The organism is Streptosporangium roseum DSM 43021, assembly GCF_000024865.1.
Taxonomy (GTDB): Bacteria; Actinomycetota; Actinomycetes; order Streptosporangiales; family Streptosporangiaceae; genus Streptosporangium; species Streptosporangium roseum.
Genome location: NC_013595.1, coordinates 2,000,976 through 2,023,128 on the forward strand (window position 1 = coordinate 2,000,976; position 22,153 = coordinate 2,023,128).

The 22,153-nt window shown below is 71.4% G+C and carries 15 protein-coding genes; 8 read left to right on the forward strand and 7 right to left on the reverse strand.

The annotated features are described in order from the left end of the window. Window positions 1-5: 5 nt before the first annotated feature. From SROS_RS09080 to SROS_RS09110, 7 genes are all read left to right on the forward strand, one after another. Window positions 6-857 (forward strand): ABC transporter permease, encoded by an 852-nt coding sequence (locus SROS_RS09080; RefSeq protein WP_012888616.1) that lies wholly within the window; start codon window positions 6-8, stop codon window positions 855-857. Beyond that, on the forward strand, window positions 854-1,687 hold the full coding sequence (locus tag SROS_RS09085; RefSeq protein ID WP_012888617.1) for an ABC transporter permease: 834 nt from the start codon (window positions 854-856) through the stop codon (window positions 1,685-1,687). Before SROS_RS09080 ends, SROS_RS09085 begins: the two co-directional genes overlap by 4 nt. 175 nt (window positions 1,688-1,862) lie before the next feature. After that, window positions 1,863-3,257, forward strand: a complete 1,395-nt coding sequence (locus tag SROS_RS09090; protein ID WP_012888618.1) for an NAD(P)/FAD-dependent oxidoreductase — start codon at window positions 1,863-1,865, stop codon at window positions 3,255-3,257. Between the two features lie 96 nt (window positions 3,258-3,353). Beyond that, on the forward strand, window positions 3,354-4,241 hold the full coding sequence (locus SROS_RS09095) for an alpha/beta hydrolase (RefSeq protein ID WP_043651641.1): 888 nt from the start codon (window positions 3,354-3,356) through the stop codon (window positions 4,239-4,241). 2 nt (window positions 4,242-4,243) lie between these two features. After that, a complete protein-coding gene (locus SROS_RS09100) occupies window positions 4,244-5,311 on the forward strand; it encodes an N-acetylglucosamine kinase (protein ID WP_012888620.1) in 1,068 nt (355 codons plus the stop codon). Window positions 5,312-5,470: 159 nt separating this feature from the next. Continuing rightward, window positions 5,471-6,640 carry a DUF418 domain-containing protein gene (locus SROS_RS09105; protein ID WP_012888621.1) on the forward strand — a complete coding sequence of 390 codons (1,170 nt, stop codon included), beginning with the start codon at window positions 5,471-5,473 and terminating at the stop codon, window positions 6,638-6,640. A 406-nt stretch (window positions 6,641-7,046) separates the two neighbouring features. Next, entirely contained in the window at window positions 7,047-8,258 is a 1,212-nt protein-coding gene (locus SROS_RS09110; protein WP_012888622.1) for a cation:proton antiporter, read from the forward strand. A 33-nt stretch (window positions 8,259-8,291) separates the two neighbouring features. Here SROS_RS09110 and SROS_RS09115 read toward each other — a convergent pair whose 3' ends face one another. The 7 genes from SROS_RS09115 to SROS_RS09145 all read right to left on the reverse strand — a co-directional run bounded on the left by SROS_RS09115 (window position 8,292) and on the right by SROS_RS09145 (window position 20,803). After that, entirely contained in the window at window positions 8,292-10,163 is a 1,872-nt protein-coding gene (locus SROS_RS09115; protein WP_043651644.1) for a propionyl-CoA synthetase, read from the reverse strand. A gap of 191 nt (window positions 10,164-10,354) precedes the next feature. Next, window positions 10,355-11,296, reverse strand: coding sequence for a carbohydrate kinase family protein (locus SROS_RS09120; protein ID WP_012888624.1), 942 nt, complete (start codon window positions 11,294-11,296; stop codon window positions 10,355-10,357). Between the two features lie 386 nt (window positions 11,297-11,682). Next, a complete protein-coding gene (locus SROS_RS09125; protein WP_012888625.1) occupies window positions 11,683-13,416 on the reverse strand; it encodes a choice-of-anchor P family protein in 1,734 nt (577 codons plus the stop codon). An 87-nt stretch (window positions 13,417-13,503) separates the two neighbouring features. Continuing rightward, on the reverse strand, window positions 13,504-14,811 hold the full coding sequence (gene iscB, locus SROS_RS09130) for an RNA-guided endonuclease IscB (RefSeq protein WP_012888626.1): 1,308 nt from the start codon (window positions 14,809-14,811) through the stop codon (window positions 13,504-13,506). A 959-nt stretch (window positions 14,812-15,770) separates the two neighbouring features. After that, window positions 15,771-18,686: a PEP/pyruvate-binding domain-containing protein gene (locus SROS_RS52775; RefSeq protein WP_012888627.1), complete on the reverse strand. Its 2,916-nt coding sequence runs from the start codon at window positions 18,684-18,686 to the stop codon at window positions 15,771-15,773. 349 nt (window positions 18,687-19,035) lie between these two features. Then, window positions 19,036-19,689, reverse strand: a complete 654-nt coding sequence (locus SROS_RS09140; RefSeq protein ID WP_148269001.1) for a hypothetical protein — start codon at window positions 19,687-19,689, stop codon at window positions 19,036-19,038. 430 nt (window positions 19,690-20,119) lie between these two features. After that, complete coding sequence (locus tag SROS_RS09145) at window positions 20,120-20,803, reverse strand: pentapeptide repeat-containing protein (RefSeq protein ID WP_012888629.1); 684 nt, start codon at window positions 20,801-20,803, stop codon at window positions 20,120-20,122. Window positions 20,804-20,879: 76 nt separating this feature from the next. Between SROS_RS09145 and SROS_RS09150 the strand changes: the two genes are divergently transcribed. Continuing rightward, window positions 20,880-22,115, forward strand: coding sequence for an NAD(P)/FAD-dependent oxidoreductase (locus SROS_RS09150; protein ID WP_012888630.1), 1,236 nt, complete (start codon window positions 20,880-20,882; stop codon window positions 22,113-22,115). Window positions 22,116-22,153: the final 38 nt, after the last annotated feature.

Consider the following 22,153-nt stretch of genomic DNA (forward strand, 5'->3'; position numbering starts at 1 on the left):
CGGAGATGAAACGCCTCGCCCCCTACCTGCTCATCCTGCCGGGCGGACTCTGGCTGGCGATCTTCCTGGTGGTGCCGATGGTCTTCATGGCCTCGGTCTCCACCCAGGAGGGCGACGTGGTGAACGGGTTCGTCCAGACGTTCAACTTCTCGGTGTACGGCGACGCCCTGGTCCAGTACCAGACGCAGTTCCTGCGGTCGGCCGGCTACGGCCTGGCCGCGACGGTCGTCTCCGTCGCGCTGGCCTACCCGATGGCCTACTGGATCGCCTTCAAGGGCGGCCCCCGCAAGTCCACCTACCTGCTGCTGGTGCTGCTGCCGTTCTTCGTCTCGTTCGTGCTGCGCACGGTGTCGTGGAAGTTCCTGCTGGCCGACGACGGCATGCTGCTGTCCCCGCTGAAGTCGATGGGCCTGGTGCCCGGTGACTTCCACGTGCTGCAGACGACGGTGGCGGTGATCGGCGGCCTGGTCTACAACTACCTGCCGTTCATGATCCTGCCGATCTACGTGGCCCTGGAGCGGGTGGACCCCCGGGTGGTCGAGGCCGCCCAGGACCTGTACGCGGCCAGGCGCGAGGCGTTCACCAAGGTCGTGCTGCCGCTCTCGCTGCCGGGCGTGTTCGCCGGGGTGCTGATGACGTTCGTCCCGATGACGGCCGACTACGTCAACGCCGGCATCCTCGGTGGCCCGGAGAACACGATGATCGGCAACATCATCCAGACCGAGTATCTCGTCAACAACGACTACCCGACCGCCGCCGCGCTGTCGTTCACGCTGATGGCGGCGATGCTGGTCGGCATCTTCGCCTACGCCAAGGCGCTCGGCACCGAGAACGTGCTGGAGGCGGCGGCCCGATGAGCACGGTGACAACACAGCGGGCGACCGGGCCCGCCAAGCGGGTGCGGGGCAGGTCCCGGCTCGGCGACCGGCTGCTCAAGGGCTACGTCTGGCTGATCATCGCCTGGCTCTTCCTGCCGATCGCGGTCATGGTCGTCTTCGGCTTCAACGACACCCAGAGCAAGTCGAACGTGACCTGGCAGGGCTTCACCCTCAAGTGGTGGGGACGGCTGGGCGACTACCCCGACCTGACCGAGGCGGTGCTCAACTCCATCCAGATCGCGGTGCTCGCCACGGTGATCACGACGCTGCTCGGCACGCTCATGGGCCTGGCCCTGGGCCGCTACCGGTTCCGCGGCCAGGGCGCGACCAACCTGGTGATGTTCGCCGCGATCGCCTCGCCGGAGCTGGTCATGGGCGCCTCGCTGCTGTCGCTGTTCATCAGCAGCGGCGTGCAGACCGGTTTCGCGACCGTGGTCATCGCCCACGTGCTGTTCTCCCTGTCGTTCGTGGCCATCACTGTGCGGGCCCGGGTGATCGGGCTGGACCCCTCGATCGAGGAGGCGGCCCGCGACCTGGGCGCGTCCACGTGGATCACGTTCTGGCGGGTGACGTTCCCGATGATCCTGCCCGGCGTCGTCGCGGGCGCGCTGCTGGCCTTCGCGCTCTCCATCGACGACTTCGTGATCACCCAGTTCACCAGCGGTTCCACCCAGACCTTCCCGCTGTGGATCTGGGGCGCCACCCGTATCGGGGTGCCGCCGCAGGTCAACATCCTGGGAACGCTTATATTCGCGGTAGGTGTCGCGATCGCCGTGTTCAACACGGTGCTCTCGCGCCGCCGCACCTAGCTGCCGTCAAGCCCCGTGCCATCACCGGGTGGCACGGGGCTTCGGTGTATCCAGATCCTCGGCAGAGAACAGGGAGGCGAGATCGGATTCAGGCGGGGGGAACCCGCGTGTGGTCCTCACGACCACGCGATACACACACAAAAATAATTTGACTCACCGTAGGGAAGTGAGATTTGTGGATCCGCTGAAGGCTCTTGCTGATGCGGAGCGCAAGCCGTACTGGCTCGACAGTCCGGCGAAACCCGAGCCGCGACCGCGGCTCTTCGGAAACACGACCGCCGATCTGGCGGTGGTCGGCGGAGGCTTCTCGGGGCTGTGGACCGCCCTGATGGCCAAGGAACGAGACCCGTCGCTCGACGTGGTCCTGCTTGAGGGACGCAGGATCGGCTGGGCGGCATCCGGCCGCAACGGCGGCTTCGCGATGGCGACGCTCACCCACGGGATCGCCAACGGGCTGGAACGCTGGCCCGAGGAGATCTCCACACTCGAGCGCCTGGGTGTCGCCAACCTCGACGAGATCGGCGAGACCGTCGCCAAGTACGACATCGACTGCGGCTACGAACGCACCGGCGAGCTGCACGTGGCCACCGAGCCCTGGCAGCTTGAGGAGATGCGCGAGAGCGTGGAGGTCGCCCGCGAGCTGGGAATCCGCTTCGACGCCCTCGACCAGGACCAGGTCCGGGCGGAGGTGAACTCGCCCACCTACATCGGTGGACACTGGGAACGCGACGGCTGCGCCATGGTCGATCCCGCCCGGCTGGCATGGGGGCTCCGGCAGGCCTGCCTCTCCATGGGCGTGCGCATCTACGAGCGCACGCCGGTCAGGAACATGAAGGACATCGGGACGGGCATGGAACTGCTCACCCCGCACGGCACCGTCAAAGCGGCCAAGGTCGCCCTCGGCACCGGCGTGTTCCAGCCGCTGCTGCGGCGGCTGAAGCACTTCCTGGTGCCGGTCTACGACTACGCGCTGATGACCGAGCCGCTCTCCGCCGCCCAGATGGCCTCCGTCGGCTGGCACAACCGGCAGGGTGTCGGAGACTCGGCCAACCAGTTCCACTACTACCGGCTGACCGCCGACAACCGCATCCTCTGGGGCGGCTACGACGCGGTCTACTACAACGGTGGCAAGATCAAGCCGGAGTACGAACAGCGCGACGAGACCTTCGTCAAGCTGGCGGAACACTTCTCCACGACGTTCCCGCAGCTCTCCGAGCTCCGCTTCACCCACAGGTGGGGCGGGATCATCGACACCTGCAGCCGGTTCAGCGCCTTCTACGGCCAGTCGCACGGCGGGCGCCTCGCCTACGCCGTCGGCTACACCGGCATGGGCGTCGGCGCGACCCGCTTCGGGGCGAACGTCATGCTCGACCTGCTCAACGGCGAGCGGACCGAGCGGACCGAGCTCCGGATGGTCAAGGAGAAGCCGCTCCCCTTCCCGCCCGAGCCGGTCCGCTCGGCCGGGATCCAGATGACCCGCTGGTCGATCGCCCAGGCCGACCTCCACCAGGGCCGCCGCAACCTCTGGCTGCGCACCCTGGACCGGATGGGCCTCGGGTTCGACTCGTAGGCGGTGCTCCCGGCCCCCGCCGGCCAGGCGGGAGCCGGGAGCCACGATGCCCGGCCCCGCTCGCTTCCGGGGCGGGAGCCGTACAGACTGGGGGGCGTGATCGAGAGAGTCGAGTTCGACGTCGACGGGGTCAGGCTCGTCGGCGACCTGCGGGTGCCGGCCACGGCGGGCCCGCATCCGGCGCTGGTCCTCACCGGGCCGTTCACCGGCACGCGGGACCAGGTCACCGGGCTGTACGCGGCCAGGCTCGCCGAGGCGGGATACGTGACGCTGGCCTTCGACCATCGCAACTGGGGCGAGTCGGGCGGGACGCCGCGCTGCCACGAGGACGCGCAGGGCAAGCTGCACGACCTGCGGGCCGCGGTCTCGCTGCTCCGCTCCCGGCCCGAGGCCGACGGCGGCAGGATCGGCGCGGTCGGCATCTGCCTGGGCGCCGGCTACGCGCTCAGGTTCGCCGCGTTCGACCCCCGGGTGAAGGCCTTCGCCGGCATCGCCGGGGCCTACAACAACCCCTACGGCATGCGGGCCGGCATGTCGCCCGGCGGCTACCAGGACGCGCTGGCCTCCTTCACCGAGGCGCTGGAGCGTCAGGACCGGGGCGGCGAGGTCGCGTATCTGCCCGCCGTGGCAGCCGAGGGGGAGGCCGCGATGCCGGGCGACGAGCCGTTCGCCTACTACGGCACCGAGCGCGGCGCCTCGGCACACTGGCGCAACGAGGTCACCAGGGCCTCCGTCCGAGAGCTGATCACCGTGGACAACATGACCGGAGCGGACTTCCTGTCCCCCAAACCCGGCCTGATCGTGCACGGCGTGGTAGACCGGTTCTGCTCCCCGGAGGGCGCCGAGGAGGCGTACAAGCGGATGGACGGCCCCAAGAAGATCGTCTGGCTGGACGCCCGGCTCCACATCGACCTCTACGACACCGAGCCCCACGTCACCCAGGCCGTCGAGGCCACGGCGGCGTTCTTCGGCGAGCACCTGTGACGATGTACGTTCTCGGACTGGACGTCGGCGGCACCTCCTCGCGCGCGCTCCTGCTCGACGCCTCGGGGCGGCGGATCGGGTACGGCAGGGCTCCCGGCGGCAATCCGGCGGCCCACGGCACCGGCACGGCCGCCGCCAACATCCGGCAAGCGCTGGAGCCCGCCCTCCTCGGGGTGGACCCGGCGGAGGTGGTGGGGGCGGTCGTCGGGATGGCCGGGGTCGGGGCGCTCGACCGGGCCGTCTTCGACCGGATGTGGGCCTCCGCCGGGCTGCGCTGCGTCCCTGCCGTGACGGGCGATCTCGGCGTCGCCTTCGCCGCCGGTACGGCGGAGCCGCGCGGCACCGTGCTCATCGCGGGGACCGGCGCCATCGCCGCCCGCATCGAGGACGGCGAGCCGGTGGCGGTCTCCGACGGGCTCGGCTGGCTGCTCGGGGACCAGGGATCGGGTTTCTGGCTGGGGCGGGAGGCGGCCCGCGCGGCCGTCCGGGGTCTGAGCCGGGGCGAGAGCGACGGCCTGCTGACGCGCCTGGTCGCCGAGGAGATCCGCGACAGCGACGGCCGTGACGGCCCTGACGGCCGCGGTGTCCAGGACAGTCGGGATGGCCACGACGTCCGCGACGGTCGGGACGTCCAGGACGGTCGGGATGGCCGCGATGGTCGCGCGGCCGGATGGCCGCCCGTGGACGGCAGGGCGGAGGCCATCCGGCTCGTGGTCCACGCCCAGGGACACTCCCCGCTGGAGCTGGCGAGGCTGGCGCCGCTGGTGAGCCGGGCCGCCGCCGCGGGCGACCCCGACGCGCTGAAGATCGTGGCGACGGCGGCCGGGCTGCTCTGCGCGACGGTGGCCGAGGTGCGCCAGGAGGGGGAGGACACCCCCATCGTGCTGGCCGGGAGCGTGCTGACCAGCGAGGGGCCGGTGTGCTCCGCCGTACGGGACGGGCTCGGCGCGCCGACGGCCCTGGCCGGCGACGGTGCCGCGGCGGCGGCCTGGCTGGCGGCGAAGGAGGCGTTCGGCCTGGACCGGGAGGCGGCGGCGCGGCTCCACCGGCGGATCCTGCGGGAGGCGTGAGGCGGGCGGGACCCTCTGCCGCCGATGGCCGGGGCGGGCGGGTGCCGTCCCCCGCCGGGACCGCCGCCTGAAGTCCGAGTGCCCTACATCCATCGATGTACGCCCCGGATGGGTCCGCGTGACGATGTCCGGCGGCCCGGGGCCGGACATCGTTGAGGTGTGACGACGCGACGTATCGACGTGCTGGACGTGCTCAGAGGTGTCGCCATCATGGGCACGCTGGGCACCAACATCTGGATCTTCACCAGTCCCGCCGGCCCCGAGGGCCTGCTGGACGCGCTGGGCCGGACCGGGACCGTGGAGACCTTCCTCCGCTTCCTGGCCAACGGCAAGTTCCTGGCCCTGCTCACCCTGCTGTTCGGGGTCGGGCTGGAGCTGCAGTACCGCTCGGCCGCGCGCCGGGGCGCGCCCTGGCCCGGCTGGTACCTGTGGCGGGCGGGACTGCTGTTCCTCGAAGGACTGATCCACTATGTGCTGATCTTCGAGTTCGACGTGCTCATGGGCTACGCGCTGACCTCGATCATCGTGGCGTACCTGATCGGCCGGAGCGACCGGGCGGTCAGGGCCTGGATGATCACCGTGGGCTCGGTGTTCGCGGTGCTGGTCGGACTGGTCACCCTCGCCCTGGCCTACGGCCGGGCCGGCATGGCCCCGCCGGCCGCGGCGCCGTCCACGCTGTTCTCCGAGGGCTCCTACCTCGACCAGGTCGCCGCCCGGATCGAGCTGGTCGGCGTCTACCGGATCGAGGCCGTGTTCATCGTCCCGATGGGGATCGTGCTGTTCCTGCTGGGCTCGCGGCTGATGCGCGCCGGGGTGTTCGAGGAGTCCGGGCGGGGCGCCGCCCTCCGCCGGAAGCTCATGGTCATCGGGTTCGGCGTGGGCGCCCCGCTCAACCTGCTGACCTCCTTCGCCGGGGAGACCTGGTTCCTGGTCGACCGCTACCTGCTGCCCCCGCTGGTGGCGCTGGGCCTGCTCGCCCTGGTCACGACGCTCGTGCATCGGATGGCCGGTGCTCCCGGCCTGCTGCGGCGGGGCCTGACCAACGTCGGACGCACCGCGCTGAGCTGCTACGTCTTCCAGAACCTGGCCGCCGCGGCGCTCTGCTACGGCTGGGGGCTGGGGCTGGCCGCGGAGTTCGACGAGCTGCGGCCGTGGTGGGTGGTCGCCGCCTGGGCGGGTGTCTGCGCCCTGTTCATGGCGCTGTCCACGCTGTGGCTGCGCCGTTTCGAGCGGGGGCCGCTTGAGCTGGTCTGGCAGTGGGCCTATACGGCACCCCAATCCCATCTGCGGACAAATGATAAAGTAATGGACAATTCCATCAAGCGTTAGGGTCCGGTTTGTCGCGGAGGGTCGTCGGTACGGTCGCCGCCCTTCTGCTGGCTCTGTTCGCCTTCGTCCACGCGCCGCTTCCAGCCCCCGATGGACGCCATCACGAGCCTGGACTCGCGATCACGCTGGCGGGGGGCGCGATGCTCCCCCCTGCCGTCCATCATCAGGTGGACCGCTGCCTGCCCCCGCCGTGCACGGGAGTGGCCGGCCAGGGGCAGGGGATACGGCTCCCGGCCCCACGCCCCCGTACGGCTCCCGCCGTGCGGGCCGTACGCGACAGCTCCGAACCCCGGGCGCCTCCGTCCGGCGATCTGTGACGCCCTGACACCAGATCGCTCGACGGAGGTTTTCATGTTCTACGAATGCGCGTTCACCATGCCCGGAATCTGCCCCGAAAGGGGTCATCGTGGCACTGGGTGACGCTCTCATCGCCCTCGGCGGCTCCTTCCTCGCCGCGGGGATCATCGCCAGACTCGGCACCCGGATAGGGCTGCCGACCATCCCCCTGTTCATGCTCGCGGGCATCATCTTCGGCCCGCACACGCCCGGTCTCGCCCTGGTCGACAACCCGGCGGACCTGAAGGTCATCGCCGCGCTCGGCCTGATCTTCCTGCTGTTCTACCTCGGCCTGGAGTTCTCCCTGGACGACCTGGTCGCGGGAGGCAGGCGGCTGGTGCTGGCGGGGGTCCTCTACATCCTGCTCAACGTCGGCGGTGGACTGGCCTTCGGGTTCGCCGTCGGCTGGGGGAGCAGGGAGGCCCTGGTCCTGGCCGGCGTCATCGGCATCTCCTCCTCGGCCATCGTGACCAAGCTGCTCGTCGACCTCGGCCGGCTCGGCAACCCGGAGAGCCGCCTCATCCTCGGCATCATCGTGGTCGAGGACGTCTTCCTCGCGCTCTACCTGGCCGTGCTGCAGCCGGTGCTCAGCGGTGCCGACACCTTCGCCGCCGCCGCGATCTCCTTCGGCAAGGCGTTCGCCTTCCTGATCGTGCTGACCGCGCTGGCCCGCTGGGGGACGCGGCTGGTCAACACGCTCGTCACGACCAGGGACGACGAGCTGCTCGTGGTCATGTTCACCGGTCTGGCGATCTTCACCGCCGGTGTCGCGGAGGAGCTCGGCGTCTCCGACGCCATCGGAGCCTTCATGATCGGACTCATTCTGAGCTCGACCAAGGCGGCGCCGCGCATCCGCCAGCTCGTCCACCCGCTCCGGGACGCCTTCGCCGCGCTGTTCTTCTTCGCGTTCGGCCTGTCCATCGAGCCGGGCGACATGCTCTCGGTGGCCTGGCCCATCGTGATCGCGGTGGCGATCACGGTGCTGCTCAACATCGCGGCCGGCGTGCTGGCCGCCAAGCTGAACTCCTTCGGCAGGATGGAGGCGGTCAACATCTCGCTCACCGTCCTCTCCCGCGGAGAGTTCGCCCTCGTCCTGGCGACCATGGCACTGGCCGCCGGGCTGGACACCAGGCTCGCGCCGTTCATCGCGGGATACGTGCTCGTGCTCGCCCTGCTCGGACCGCTGATCGCCAGCCGTTCGGAGCCGATCGCCCGCGCACTCCCGGGTGGGAGGAAGCGGCGAGGACGCGGGGCGCCGGAGGAGAAGGACTCCGTCCCCTGAACCGCCCCCCGGCGGCCGGCGTGTCCGGTGCGATCAGCGTGGGGTCACGATCGAGCGGAGGGCGTCCAGCACCGTCGCGTCCTCGATGGTCGAGGGAACCGGCTCGTCGGAGCCCTCGGCGATGCCGCGCATGGTCTTGCGGAGGATCTTGCCCGACCTGGTCTTCGGCAGCGCCGGGACCACGTCCACCTGCTTGAACGCCGCCACGGCGCCCACCTGATCGCGGACCGCCTGGACCAGCTCGGCCCGTAGCGCCGCGGGGTCGGTCTCCACCCCGCTCTTCAGCACCACGAAGCCGCGCGGGACCTGGCCCTTCAGCTCGTCGGCCACCCCGATCACCGCGCATTCGGCCACGGCCGGATGCGCGGCCAGCACCGCCTCCATGGACCCGGTGGACAGCCGGTGCCCGGCCACGTTGATCACGTCGTCGGTGCGGCCCATCACGAACAGGTAGCCGTCCTCGTCCACGTAGCCGCCGTCGCCGGTCAGGTAGTGGCCCGGGAAGGCCGACAGGTAGGACTTCACGTAGCGCTCGTCGTCCTGCCAGAGCGTGGGGAGCGTGCCGGGCGGGAGCGGCAGCCGGATGCAGATCGCGCCCTCCTCGCCGGGGGCGCACTCGGCGCCCGAGGGCGTGAGCACGCGCACGTCGTAGCCGGGGACGGGCACGGTGGGAGAGCCGGGCTTGATCGGCATGGGCTCCAGTCCGCGCAGGTTGGCGGCGACGGGCCAGCCGGTCTCGGTCTGCCACCAGTGGTCGACCACCGGGACGCCGAGCCTGTCCGACGCCCAGTGGTAGGTGTCGGGGTCCAGCCGCTCTCCGGCGAGGAACAGCGTCCGCAGCGACGAGACGTCGTAGTCGCCCAGCAGGGCCGCCTCCGGGTCCTCCTTCTTGATCGCCCGGAACGCGGTCGGTGCTGTGAACAGCGCGTTCACCCCGTACTCGGCGATCACCCGCCAGAAGGCGCCCGCGTCCGGGGTGCCGACCGGCTTGCCCTCGTAGAGCACGGTCGTGGCGCCGAGCAGCAGCGGGCCGTACACGATGTAGGAGTGGCCGACCACCCAGCCGACGTCGGAGGCCGCCCAGAACACCTCACCCGGCCCGATGCCGTAGACGTTCGTCATGCTCCACAGCAGCGCCACCGCGTGCCCGCCGTTGTCACGCACGACGCCCTTCGGCAGGCCGGTGGTCCCGCTGGTGTAGAGGATGTAGAGCGGGTCGGTGGCCCGCACCGGCACGCACCCGGCCGGCTCGGCGTCCGCGCTCGCCCAGTCCACGTCCCTGCCGGGCACCAGCTCCGCCGGCGCCTGCTCGCGCTGGAGGATCACGCAGTGCGCGGGCCGGTGCCCGGCCAGCTCCAGCGCGGCGTCCAGCATCGGCTTGTACGGCACGACCCGGCCGGGTTCGATCCCGCAGGAGGCCGACACGACGACCCTGGGCCGCGCGTCGTCGATCCGGACCGCCAGCTCCTTGGGCGCGAACCCGCCGAACACCACCGAGTGCACCGCCCCCAGCCGCGCGCAGGCCAGCATGGCGATCACCGCCTCCGGGACCATCGGCATGTAGACCACCACCCGGTCGCCCTTCTCGACGCCGAGCGAGCGCAGCACCCCGGCGAACCGGGCGACCTCGTCGAGCAGTTCGGCGTAGGTGTACCGGCGGCGGGTCCCGGTGACGGGACTGTCGTGGATCAGCGCGACCCGGTCGCCGTGCCCCGCCTCGACATGCCGGTCGAGCGCGTTGAAGCAGGTGTTCAGCTCCCCGTCCGGGAACCAGCGGTAGAACGGCGGATTCCCGTCGTCCAGCGCCTGGCCCGGCGCCCGGGTCCAGGTGACGGCCCCGGCGGCCTCGGTCCAGAACCCTCCGGGATCGGCGATGCTGCGGGCGAAGGCGTCAACGTACGACATCAGGCCATCATGCTCTCCCACGGGCGCCCGGTCGAGGCACCTCTCCGGCCGGGGCGCCTCCCGCGCCGGGCCGGTCCGCGTCACCTGCCCGCGGCGGCCCGCCTCCCGGCGCCAGCCGGCCAGGGCACGGGGACGCGCCGGACCGGCCCCGTCAGCCGTCCAGGTCGTGCGCCTGTGGCGGGTCGGTTCCGTCAGCCGTTCAGGTCGCCCGCCCACGGCGGGTTGGCTCCGGCCACCGAGCAGGTGAGCGCGGCGGCACGGGTGGCGAAGGCCGCCGCCTCCATGGCCTCGTCGAGCCCGACGGAGTCGAGCCGCCCGCCGAGCAGGCCGGAGGCGTGCAGCCGGTGCAGGAAGGCGGCGGTGAAGGAGTCGCCGGCGCCGACCGTGTCCACGACCTCCGTGGCGGGTGCGGGCACCGTCGCCCGCTCGCCGTCGAGGGAGACGGTCGCGCCCCGGGGGCCGCGGGTCACCACGATCAGGCGGGCGCCCGCGGCGTGCCAGGCGTCGCAGACCTCTTCGAGGGGCTCGCCGGGGTGGATCTGCCCCAGGTCGTCGTCGCTCAGCTTGACGATGTCGGCGAGCGCGCACCACAGGGGCATCCGCTCCCGGTAGACGGCCAGGTCGACGAACGCGGCGCGCACGTTGGGGTCGATCGAGACGGTGGCGTGGACGGCGGTCCTGGCCAGCAGCTCCTCGACGTGCTCGGCGCCGGGGGCGCCGACCAGGGCCATGGAGCCGGTGTGCAGGCAGGAGACGTCGCCGAGCCGCTCGGCGGTCAGCTCCGCCGTACTCCACTGCCAGTCGGCGGAGCCCTCCGCGTAGAAGGTGTAGCCGGCCTGCCCCGACTCGTCCAGGGTCGCCACCGCCAGGGTGCTGGGCTCGTCGGCGGTGACGCAGCCGGTCAGGTCGACCCCCGAGGCGCCGAGGTGGGCGCGGAACAGGGCGCCGAAGGAGTCTCTGGAGATCCGTCCGAGGAAGCGGGTGGGGGTGCCGAGGCGGGAGAGGGCCACGGCGGTGTTCGCGGGACTCCCGCCGGGGAGGACGCGCAGGGCGAGCTCGCCCCGCGACGGGCTCCCGGTCGCGAAGGCGTCGGCGACGCACTCACCGAGCACGGCTACCTGGGTGTGGGGCATGGGCCCGCCTTTCTCGGACGTGACGGGAGGCGCTCCGGTGGCGTCGCCGGCCCTTTACCGCGCGGGGCCATTGAGGTTTCTTCCCGGGGAGTTCATCGCCCAGGGCAACTGATGTCAACGTTGACATATAGGCCCCTTTTCCTTGGCAGACGTCCTCGGCGTGGAGTCCCTCGGATCCGCCCGGGGTCCGTACGGATTCGCAGGCAGGCCGATTCCGTCTACGTGAGGGCATATTCCGCCCTGATCGTGGGCGTCTCCCGTGACGGCCCGCGGCCCGTGGGCGCGCCGTTCGCCGATCACCGGTGTCTCCCTGTGGGGGATCACCGGTGTCTCCCCGTGGGGGCCGGGGACGGGGCGCCGCGCCCCGGCCCCGGCGGGTGGCGCGGTCAGGCGGTCGGGCAGGGCTTTCCTGGCACGGTCAGCGCGGCCCTGGCGTGGCTGATGACGATCTCGGCGCCTGCCACGGTGCGGATGTGGATGGCGTTGACCGCGATGCCGTTGCCGCCGGCGATCGCCACCCGCTCGTTGATCACGACCTTGGCCACCAGCGGGATGTCGATCGTGAGCCCGGCGCTGGGGTCGACGATCGAGACGCCGTTGACCTTCAGGTTGGTGAGCTCCACCCGGCCGGTGGTGCTCACGTCTCCGGAGTCGTCGCCCTGGGCCTTCGCCGTCGAGGTGATCTCGTCGGCGGTGACGAGGCCGTCGAGCAGGCTGAGACGGGCCGTCGTGGCCGTGGCCGTGGCGGTGCGGAGCCCCGCCGCGTCGACCGCGCCCGAGGCCGTGGTGGTGATGACCCCCAGCGTGCCGAGACCGGCCGGCGTGGCGCGGGCCAGCGTGGCGTCGTCGGTGCCGGCGGTCCTGGTGCAGGTGATGTCGGACGGCGCGAGCGGCGGGACGCCGAGCAGCGGGGTGGTGACGCGGCCGCCGTGCGCGTGGGCGTCGAACACCAGGACGGGCGGGACGAACCTCACTTCGGCGCATCCCGGCGGGATGATCCCCGCATGGGCGGTCAGGTCGCCGGCGCAGGTGGTGTAGGTGCCGGCCCGTGCGGACGTCACCGCCACCTTGACGGTGCAGGACGCCTTGCCGGCGGCCAGCGTCCCGGTCACGCCGATCTGCGCGCCGCCCGCCGGCGCCGTCACCGTCGCGTCCGCGCAGTCGGTCACCGGAGCGGTGGCCGCGACGGTCAGGCCGGAGGGCAGCTTCTCCCGGAACGACCAGCCCTTCTTCACCGCCAGCTCGCTGGTGTTGGTGACGGTGAACGTCAGCGTCGACTCGGCGCCCACCTCGACCGAAGCGGGACCGTAGCCGGCGTCGAGCTGGGGCGTGACGTCCAGGATCCGCACGTTGTCGAACGCGGCGTCGTTGCCGTAACCGCTGGCCTGGAAGTTGACCAGCCGGAGCCCCACCGTGGAGCCGCCGAACAGCACGGGGCTGTCACTGGTGTAGGTGCCCACGCCGATCCCGTTGATGGTCGTGCTGGGGTGGGCGCACGGCTCGATCGGGGTGGTGAAGGTGGGCACCGCCGTCGAGCCGTCCAGCAGGTAGAAGCCGAGCTTGGCGTGGTTGGCGTGGCAGTTGACCTCGGCGGCGTCGACCGAGAAGGTCAGGAAGCGGTCGGGGGCGCCGATACTGACGGGCCTGACGGCCTCCAGCTGGGTCTTGCCCGAGCCGGGGTTGGCGCTGGTGTAGGCGGTGACGGCGTGGTTGGTCGCCGGATTGCCGCCCGCCCACTGGCCCAGTGTGCCGGCCAGTTGCTTGACCGAGGTCCACCATCCGCCGCAGCCGCTGTTCGCCGGCTCGGTGGCCGGGTTGCGCTGCGAGGCGATCCAGCCGTTGCAGGCGGTCAGCCATGCCGGGTCGGCGGTGTAGGTCTGGCCGGCGGGTGCCGCCCCGGTGTAGCCGGTGATCAGGATGGGTGTGGCGCCCTGGCCGTTCTCGAAGTCCTCGGCGAAGACGACCGCCGGAGCCTGCGGCACCCCCGGGGTGCCGGGGGCCGCCGCCGCGGTGCCGCCCTGGGCGACCACGGCCGAGGCCGTCAGCGCGAGTGTGGCGGCGCCGGCCAGGACGCGCCTGAGCGCGCCGGGCACATGAAAACGCGCATGAGAACTTTTCATCAGAACCTGCCGAGGGTGCCCCGGCCTTCAGGCCGGGAAGGAATCGGGAGCGGGAGGGCCGCCAAGGCCCGAGCGTGTCCTAGCCGGTCAGTCATTTCGATCAGCTTCTTTCCGAGTCGTGTAGCCGTAGCCGTCCGCGCGCTGAAGATGACGGACATGCCTGTGGCTGATCCCGGCGACGCGACCGTGCCGGGTAGTGATGTCGAACGAGCCGGAGGACCGGACCAGGACTCGCCCGAGGTGAACCCCGGCTTTCTTGCCTGCCGGGACGTTCGCCCGGACCAGGCCGCCGGTTTGGAAGCCGTGGTGCAATTTGATCCGTGGCCGGACGAGGCGGGGGAACCCGTATCGGTCGGGCGTGGTGCGGGCGTAGCTACCGCGTCCGGTCGCCGTGACCACCAGGACCGTGGACGGCCAGCCGGCCACGGTCTCCAGGTGGCCGACGTGCAGCGCGTCCAACGCGTGCGACTTGGCGGCGCCGGTGCGAGACCGGTTCCACTTGGTGCGTGCGCCCGACGCCGTCGCGACCGGCAGGCCGGTCGCCTCCAGCGCCCGCCACAGTGCCCACCGGGTGGCGTTGACGGCGGCGGCGTCGCGCAGCGGAGCCTTGGCCTGCTTGAGGATCTTCGCCAGCAGGGTGGGCTTGGCTTTGAGGAACTCCTCCACGGGGGTGGCGTTCTTGGTCTGGTTGCACGGGATGCAGGCCACGGTCAGGTTGCTGATCCGATCGCAGCCACCTCGGGAGCGCGGATGGATGTGGTCGATGTTCAGCGGCGTCCTGGAGATTCCGCAGTACGCGCACGCCCGGCCCCATTTGGCCAGTAGGTATTCGCGCACCTCGTACCCGACGAGGGTGCCCTGCTGGTAGGCCGCTCCTTCAAGCGGCCTACCGGCCGACAGGGCGTGCGTGTCGAACGCGACCCGCTCCACATGCACGGCGCTGACGGGTGCCCAGCGCCTCAGGCGGTCCGCCCACGACATGGTGGTGTCCATACGGTGTTTCAGGGACGGCGCGAGCCACCCCTTGGGTTTGGTGCGGTTGTTGAATCGGGGCGCGCGGTAGCGCAGGTTCCGGGACCTACGTCCCCGGCGCAGCGCGGCCCGCGAGGCGAGCTTGTCGCGGATCGCTGCGCCTCGGTGGTCGAGCTGGAGCGCGTACCTGCCGGTACGGCTCCCGCCGTGCTCGGTGAACACGGCAATGCCGGTGTGCTTGCTGCCGGGGTCTATGCCGACGTGCATGCCTTCGACGGTGGAGTCGGCGGCGGTGCGGTCCTTGAGACGGATGACGAACGGGGTGTGACGGTGCACCACAGCCCGGCCTGAGCGCAGGAGTTTGCGCGCGTAGGCCGGGCTCGTGGGCTGTAGCGGTTGGCCGTGCTTGTCGAGGACGAACACGACCGGGTGGGCTGAACTGCCCGCTCCCTCCCCGGCCGAAGCCAGGTCAGGGTGACGCCGAGCGGACCGGGTGCCGATCCGCTCGGTCTCCCCTCGCCCATGTTGAACACCAGGTACCGCCGTGTGGCGGTGTCCGTGAGCCGTTTCGTCCCGACCCTGCGGGGTGTCTGCTCCCACGGATTCCAGAGCGGCAGACTGAGGAAGCACCTGCCGGTGGGTCTGCTGTCTTGTGTTCAACGTAGCCATCAAAATGCACCTCCTTGAGCTGATGGCTGGGGCTGGTCAACGTGGGGCTATCGGTGCGCGGTGCGGCACACCTCAAGCCCCGACCTTCAGACCAGGGTCGTTGACGAGTGAATTCCTCCCAGTAAATCCATGACACCACTGAAACCGGCAAGCGCCCGAACATCGCGTATATCCCGACGGACCTGGTGTTTCGTTTTACCGGGCGGGCGGCAAGGTGATTATCGGGAGGCGAATTGTCGGCACCTCCTCCGATAAAATGGCCTACCTCGCCAAGGCTGTCAATGGTGATTCCTGTTTGCCCATATTTGCCCAATGGGGGGTTGGCCCTTCGCTGAGCAGCGCCGGAGTGTGGAGCGGGCATACCTGCTGCCGGGCATTTCCGGAACGGCGTAAAACAGGTCGCATATCTATCGTTTCAATTCGGCGACCGGAGTTTTCCGGGGCCGGTGTGCCCGGCGATCGGGATTTCCGGCAACGGCGTGCTCGTGATCGGGTTGGCCGGTGGCCGGTGGCCGGTGTGCTCGGCGACCAAGAGCCCTGGCGATCGGTGTACTCATGATCGGAGGTCCCGGTGACCGGCGTGCCGGGCGGCCGTATCGGGGCCGTCAGCGCACGCGGTCGCGGAGCGGCCCGCCCGGCGGGCCGCTACAGCCGGGATCCGACCCGGCGGGACGCTCTCACCGTGTTTCCCGCTACGGAGCCGGGCCCCGGTCTCAGGTCGTGATCACCGCGCCGGAGGTGCCGTCCAGGGTGATCCGCTGGCCGGTGACGATGTGCTCGGTCGCGCGGGCGACGCCCACGACGGCCGGGATGCCGTACTCGCGCGCGACCACCGCGCCGTGCGAGTTGGCGCCGCCCATCTCCATGACCAGGCCTCCCGCGGTGAGGAACAGCGGGGTCCAGCCGGGGTCGGTGGAAGGGCAGACCAGGATCTCGCCGGGCTCCAGGTGGGCGCCGACCGGGTCGAGGACCACCCGGGCGATCCCCGTGACGCTGCCCGCGGAGGCCGGTGTGCCGGTGAGCGCGCCGTCCACCGGGGCCGACGTGGCGACCGCCTCGGGCTCGGTGCCGTCCGACAGCAGGACACGCGGCAGGTGCCTGCGGCGCCGCTCGCGCGCGGCGTCCTCGCGCCGCTCGGAGACGAGCGCCCGCAGCCCCGCGGGGTACGGCGGCGCCGCGTCGCCGGGGGTGGTCGGTGCGCTCTGTCCGGGGGCGGTCGGCGCTCTCCCTCCGGGGGTGGTCGGCGTTCTTCCCCCGGGGGTGGTCGGTGTGCTCTGTCCGGGGGTGGCCGGTGTGCTCCCCTCGGGGGTGGTCGGTGCGTTCTGTTCGGGGGTGGTTTTCCCGGATGCGGCCGTGAGGGCGGTGCGGGCCTCTTCCAGGGTCAGGAAGAAGATGTCCCGGGGCGAGTCGAGGAGGCCGCGGGCGGTCAGGTCGGCGCCGACGGTCACCAGCTCGGCGCGCATGGCGGCCAGGATGGTCACCATGTAGAACTTGGGCAGCTCGCGCACGCCAGCCAGGGCCCGGGCCCGGCCCAGGGCGAAGCGGACGACCCGGCCCCGGACGCCCCCCACGCGGGCGCTCAGGGTTTTGATCATGAGAACGGCCTCCGCGGCGCCCCTGGCGAACAGGGCGTCGGGGGAGAGCGCGGGGTCCTCCAGGCGGAGATAGTTGGCCAGGACGCCGATGACGTGCGTCGGATCCTCCGACCAGCGGGGCACGCCGAGGTCGATCTCGGCGACCGCGCGGACGCCGTAGACGGACAGGAACTCCTTCAGGCCCCGGTCCACCACGCCGGGCAGCGACCCGGCGCCGAAGCGGGCCGCCAGCTCGGCGGCCGGTGTGCCGAGCAGCAGGGAGGCGGCCTCCCGGTCGGCGCGGATCCGGGTGGCCAGGTGCCACAGCGCCAGGTCCATCTCGGTGGTCACGTTGTGCGGCAGTCCCCGCAGGACGGTCTGGAGCTCACCGGGCCGGGCGCGGTCGCCGAGGAGGCGGTAGGCCAGGCCGAGCATGGCGAACCCGGCCAGCGGCCCCGGCAGGACGGTCGGCAGCAGGGGGACGGCACGGGTGCCCAGGATCCGTTCGACGTGGTCGAGCCGTTCGAGGGCGGTGGCGCCCGCCGGAGCGGCCGGCTGTGTCCGGAGCCGTACTCCCAGCCGCTCCGCACGCCGGTGCGCCTTCTCGGGCATCACGAGGGCCTGCGCGGCGCGTGCCGGGATGCGGAAGCGGATCGCGTTCCTGACGAGCCGGCGCAGGGCGGGGCGCACCGAGCGCTGGGTCACGCTGAAGCGGGGATCGTCGGACAGGCCGCGCAGCACGGTGGCCGACCTGGCCTCCATCACGTCGAGCACCCGGGGCAGGCCCATCCGGCCCACCCGGCTGCGCATGATCCCCGTGACGTCGATGAACATCCGGCTGGCCGCCTCGGCGAACTGGGGCGCCCCGTCCAGCCGGTCGGTGACCGGGGTGCCCAGCAGGGCGGCGGCCGACGACGACAGCAGCCGGAAGGCCGACATGCCCATCGGGGTGATCGGCGCGTAGATGCCCTGGGCCACGCTGAAGGAGAAGTAGATCCGCGCGCCGCCCTGCGCCCCGCCGTCCGGGCCGGAGCCGCCCGACCCTCCGTGCCCGGCGCGGAGACGGGTGGTCCGGTCCTCCGGGTGACCCGCTCCGGCCGGACGCGGGTGCCGGGGGATCGGGAAGAGGGTGGTGATCGGCCGTGCCTGGGTCAGCCAGAGGGCGCCGCCGGCGTCGACGGCCCACTCGGTGTCCTGCGGGGAGCCGTAGTGGTCCTCGACCCGGCCGCCCAGCTCGGCCAGCGCCCGGACCTGGGCGTCGGTGACGCAGGCGCCCTCCACGGCGGTCTCGACGTGTTCGACGCCGCCACCGGGCAGGGACCGTACGGCCAGCCGCTTGTCGCCCAGCCGCCGCGCGGTGATCCGCCCGGTGGCGGTGTCCACCACGAAGTGGTCGGGATTGACCGCGCCGGACACCACGGCCTCGCCGAGGCCCGGACTCGCGTCGATGACCGCCTCGCGCCGCCGTCCGGTGACCGGGTTGGCGGTGAACATCACCCCGGCGACCTCCGACTGGACCATCTCCTGGATCACGACGGCCAGCAGCACGGCCCGGTGGTCGATGCCGTTGGCGGCGCGGTAGGCCACGGCCCGGTCGGTCCAGAGCGAGGCCCAGCAGCGCCGGACCGCGTCCAGCACGGCGTCGGCGCCGATCACGTTGAGGTAGGTGTCCTGCTGGCCGGCGAAGCTGGCGTGCGGCAGGTCCTCGGCGGTGGCCGAGGAGCGGACCGCGACGGGGCCGTGCGCGCTCCGCCGTACGGCGTCGGCGATGTCGGCGGGCACCGGGGCGGACAGCACGAGCTCGCGGGCCCGGCCGGCCAGCTCGTTCAGAACCCGGGTCTCCCCGGCGGCCGTGACGGCGAGGGCGTCGAGCACGTCCTCCAGCCCTGCCTGCTCGGTGACCCTCCGGTAGGCCTCGGTGGTGACGCAGAGTCCCGGGGGGACGGGGAGCCCGGCAGCGGTGAGCACGCCGAGGTTCGCGGCCTTGCCGCCGACGAGAGGCAGCATCCCCGCATCGATGTCATCAAATTTCAGGATCAGTGGGGTGCCGTACATCGGCGCGTCTCCTTGCATCACCGCAACCAATGCGTGTCTGCAACGTTAAGCCGGGCCACCTGGAAAGTCAACGAGTGATGAAATTAGTGCGGAGGCCCACCCGTCCTCCCGCTCGGGCGGCGGCGTGCGGCGGTGCCCCACTTGCCGTGCGGCGGTGTCCGGCCTGCCGTGCGGCGGTGCCCTGCTTGCCGTGCGGCGGTGCGCGGGCGGCGGTCATGTGTCCGGGAGGCGCGGTCGGAGGCGCGGGTTCCTCGGCGGCCGACGTGTGCGGAGACGGCGACGGCGCCGGCCGTGGGGAGGCCGGCGCCGTCGCCGTGGCATGGAGCCCGTGTGGTCGGGAGGCTAGCCCTTAGTTGCCCCATCCAAGAAGCCAGACCTGGCCGTTCGCGTCGTAGCGGTTCTTCTGCCACGGGTGTATCCGTGCGGAGCACACGCCGGTGTAGGGGTTATAAGACGAGCAGAAATGCCATTTGTCTGTGACGTCCCAGACGTTCCAGCCCAGCCCGTAGCCCTGGATGTTCTGGCAGCCCTCGTACTTGCGGGTGGGCCCGCTCGTGCTCCCGTTGCAGCTCGCCGAGGTGTATGTGATCTGGACGCCGTCGCCGCACCATGTGTGGTAAGCGGTTCCCGCGTAAGTGGCGGAACCGGATTCGGTCTCCAGATACCAGCAGCCTGACGCGTAGCTCCTGTTGCTGGCCTTGGCGGGTTTCTTGACGGGAGGGGGAACGCTCGCGGTGAGTTTACCCTGCGAGCCGTCGATCAGCGTGGGGGCGATTTCCTTCTGGCGGGACATGTCGATGTACTGGGCCAGCCCCTTCTTGCGGATCTCGTCGGCCGTCAGGGCGCGAGCCTTGGGCTTGGGGGGCGGCTCCGCGACCGAGAGCCGAGGGGCGGGCGAGATGTCCGGGATGCTTGCTTGCGCGGAGGAGGAAGCCCCGAGGCTGACGACGGCTGCCGCTGCGAAGGCGCAGCTCACCATGGCTCGGACAGATCGTCTCTTCAATGGCATGCGGCATGCTCCTATGCGAAATGGTGCACCGCGGGCGGGGCTCGTTGAAATTCCCGTCCGTGGCGCGATCTTGAAGGCGTAGGCAATATATAGAACCCCTTTTCGCGGAGTGGAGAATTTGGTTTTGGCGGGGGTAAACGAAAGTTTCCTCTTTTTGAGGGTCGAGAATCTTGCGTGTCGCGGGCGCGTGTGATTCCGGGCCTTTTGTCGGGCTGTCGCGGCGCTCCGTCCCACTTGTGCGGAGCCCCACTTGTGCGGAGCGGGATTTCATCAGGATGGGATGGCTTTCTGCCGGCCGGTGTGCGCGCGTTTCCCGTGCGTTCCGGGCCGTAACGGAGATCGCGGCCTGGCCGCGCACCTTGACGGGCCCGTACGGAGCCCCGTGCCTGAGGGGGCGCGGGACGGGCCACCGGAACCGGCCGTCCTACTCCTCGATGGTGATCCCCATGGCGCTCGCCAGGCTGTGGACCAGCCCCTGGGCGTCCCGGCTCCTGATGGTCACGCCCCTGAGGCTGGTCACGCCGCCGATCCCCAGCAGCACGCAGTCGGCGAACCGGGCCCCTTCCATCTCCGCGCCGGAGAACTGGGCACCGGTCAGGTTGCAGCGCTCGAACCGGACCCCTCTCAGGTCCGCGTTCTGGAAGTTCGCCTCCGGGAGGGCGCAGTCATGGAAGACGGCGTTCTTGAAGGTCGAGAACCGGAACCCCGTCAGGTCGGCGCGACAGGCGTCGAACGTCACGTCCTTGAACCCGCACTCGGACCAGGTCATGCCGGTCAACCGGCTGGCGGACACGCGGGTGCGGTGCATCGACGACGCCCTGGCCGCCATTCCCGACAGGTCGCAGCGCTCCAGTTCCACGTTGGAGAAACCGCCCCGGCGCATCGCCGTACCCGACAGGCGTGTGTCGACGAACCGGCAGCCCTCGAACTCGACCGCGTCCGCGTCGCGGGACGACAGGTCGACGCCTCTGAACTCCATCGACTTGTAGACGCCGTCATCCTCAAGATCGCGGTCGAAGTGCTCCACGGCGGCGAGCGAGGCCGCGAGCCTGGGGGAGCGGGGTTCTTTCGGCCGCGGCGGCCCGGCGGCAGGGGTGCGAGAAGGCATGCGGGGGAGCCTAGTCAGGTCGCGGGCCGTGAGCCGCTCATTGGAACCGGCGGGGTAATCGGATAGGAAGGGACCCATGACTACCGAGCAGACGTTCGTCATCGTCGGAGCGGGCCTGGCCGGGGCGAAGGCCGCGCAGTCCCTGCGGGAGGAGGGCTTCGCGGGCGGGATCACGCTGGTCGGGGCCGAGGCCGAACGCCCGTACGAGCGGCCCCCGCTCTCCAAGGGCTACCTGCTCGGCAAGGAGGAGAAGGCCAAGGTCTACGTCCACGACGAGGGCTGGTACGCCGAGAACTCCGTGGAGCTCCTGCTCGGGTGTCGCGTGACCGGCCTCGACCGGGCCGGGCACCAGGTGGAGCTCGACGACGGCCGGCGGCTGGGATACGCCAAGCTGCTGCTCGCCCCCGGCTCGTCCCCGCGCCGCCTCGACGTGCCCGGCGCGGACCTGGACGGCGTGCACTACCTGCGCGGCCTCGGCGACTCCGAGCGGTTGCGCGAGGCCGTCGGCGGCGGGGGCAGGGTCGTCGTCGTGGGAGCCGGGTGGATCGGGCTGGAGACCGCGGCCGCCGCCCGCGGGTACGGCTGCGAGGTGACCGTCGTCGAGCCCCAGCCGGTGCCGCTGCGGGCGGCGCTCGGCCCCGAGATGGGCGCCTTCTTCGCCGGCGTGCACCGCCGGCAGGGCGTCGACGTACGGCTCGGCCTGGGAGTGACCGGGTTCCTCGGCACCGGGCGCGTCCGGGCGGTGGCCACCGGCGACGGCGGCGAGATCCCGGCTGACGTGGTGATCGTCGGTGTCGGCGTGCGTCCCTGCACCGAACTCGCCGAGCGGGCGGGCCTGGCCGTCGACGACGGGATCGTCGTCGACGCGTCCCTGCGCACCGAGGACCCCGACGTCTACGCCGCCGGTGACGTGGCCAGTGCGTTCAACCCCCTGTACGGCACCCGGATCCGCGTCGAGCACTGGGCCAACGCGCTCAACGGGGGACTGGCCGCCGGCAGGTCCATGCTCGGGCAGAAGGTCGTCTACGACCGGCCGCCCTACTTCTTCACCGACCAGTACGACGTCGGCATGGAGTTCTCCGGCTGGTTCGCGCCGGGCGGCTACGACTCCGTCGTGGTCCGCGGGGACCTGGAGGCGCGGGCCTTTCACGCCTTCTGGCTCTCCGGCGGCCGTGTCGTGGCGGGAATGCACGTCAACCAGTGGGACGAGGGCATCGCGCCGGCGCAGGAGCTGATCCGCGCCGGCGTGCGGGTCGACCCCGACAGGCTCGCCGATCCCTCGGTTCCGCTGGCCGACCTCACGAAGGGCTGAGCCGCCGGCCGACCTTGGACGACGAGGGCCCGGCGGCG

Bases quoted from the DNA above. Each gene is read 5' to 3' on its own strand.
- SROS_RS09080 (WP_012888616.1), top strand. From the start codon at position 6: ATGAAACGCCTCGCCCCCTACCTGCTCATCCTGCCGGGCGGACTCTGG.
- SROS_RS09085 (WP_012888617.1), top strand. From the start codon at position 854: ATGAGCACGGTGACAACACAGCGGGCGACCGGGCCCGCCAAGCGGGTG.
- SROS_RS09100 (WP_012888620.1), top strand. From the start codon at position 4,244: ATGTACGTTCTCGGACTGGACGTCGGCGGCACCTCCTCGCGCGCGCTC.
- SROS_RS09115 (WP_043651644.1), bottom strand. From the start codon at position 10,163: ATGTCGTACGTTGACGCCTTCGCCCGCAGCATCGCCGATCCCGGAGGG.
- SROS_RS09120 (WP_012888624.1), bottom strand. From the start codon at position 11,296: ATGCCCCACACCCAGGTAGCCGTGCTCGGTGAGTGCGTCGCCGACGCC.
- SROS_RS09125 (WP_012888625.1), bottom strand. From the start codon at position 13,416: ATGAAAAGTTCTCATGCGCGTTTTCATGTGCCCGGCGCGCTCAGGCGC.
- SROS_RS52775 (WP_012888627.1), bottom strand. From the start codon at position 18,686: ATGTACGGCACCCCACTGATCCTGAAATTTGATGACATCGATGCGGGG.
- SROS_RS09145 (WP_012888629.1), bottom strand. From the start codon at position 20,803: ATGCCTTCTCGCACCCCTGCCGCCGGGCCGCCGCGGCCGAAAGAACCC.
- SROS_RS09150 (WP_012888630.1), top strand. From the start codon at position 20,880: ATGACTACCGAGCAGACGTTCGTCATCGTCGGAGCGGGCCTGGCCGGG.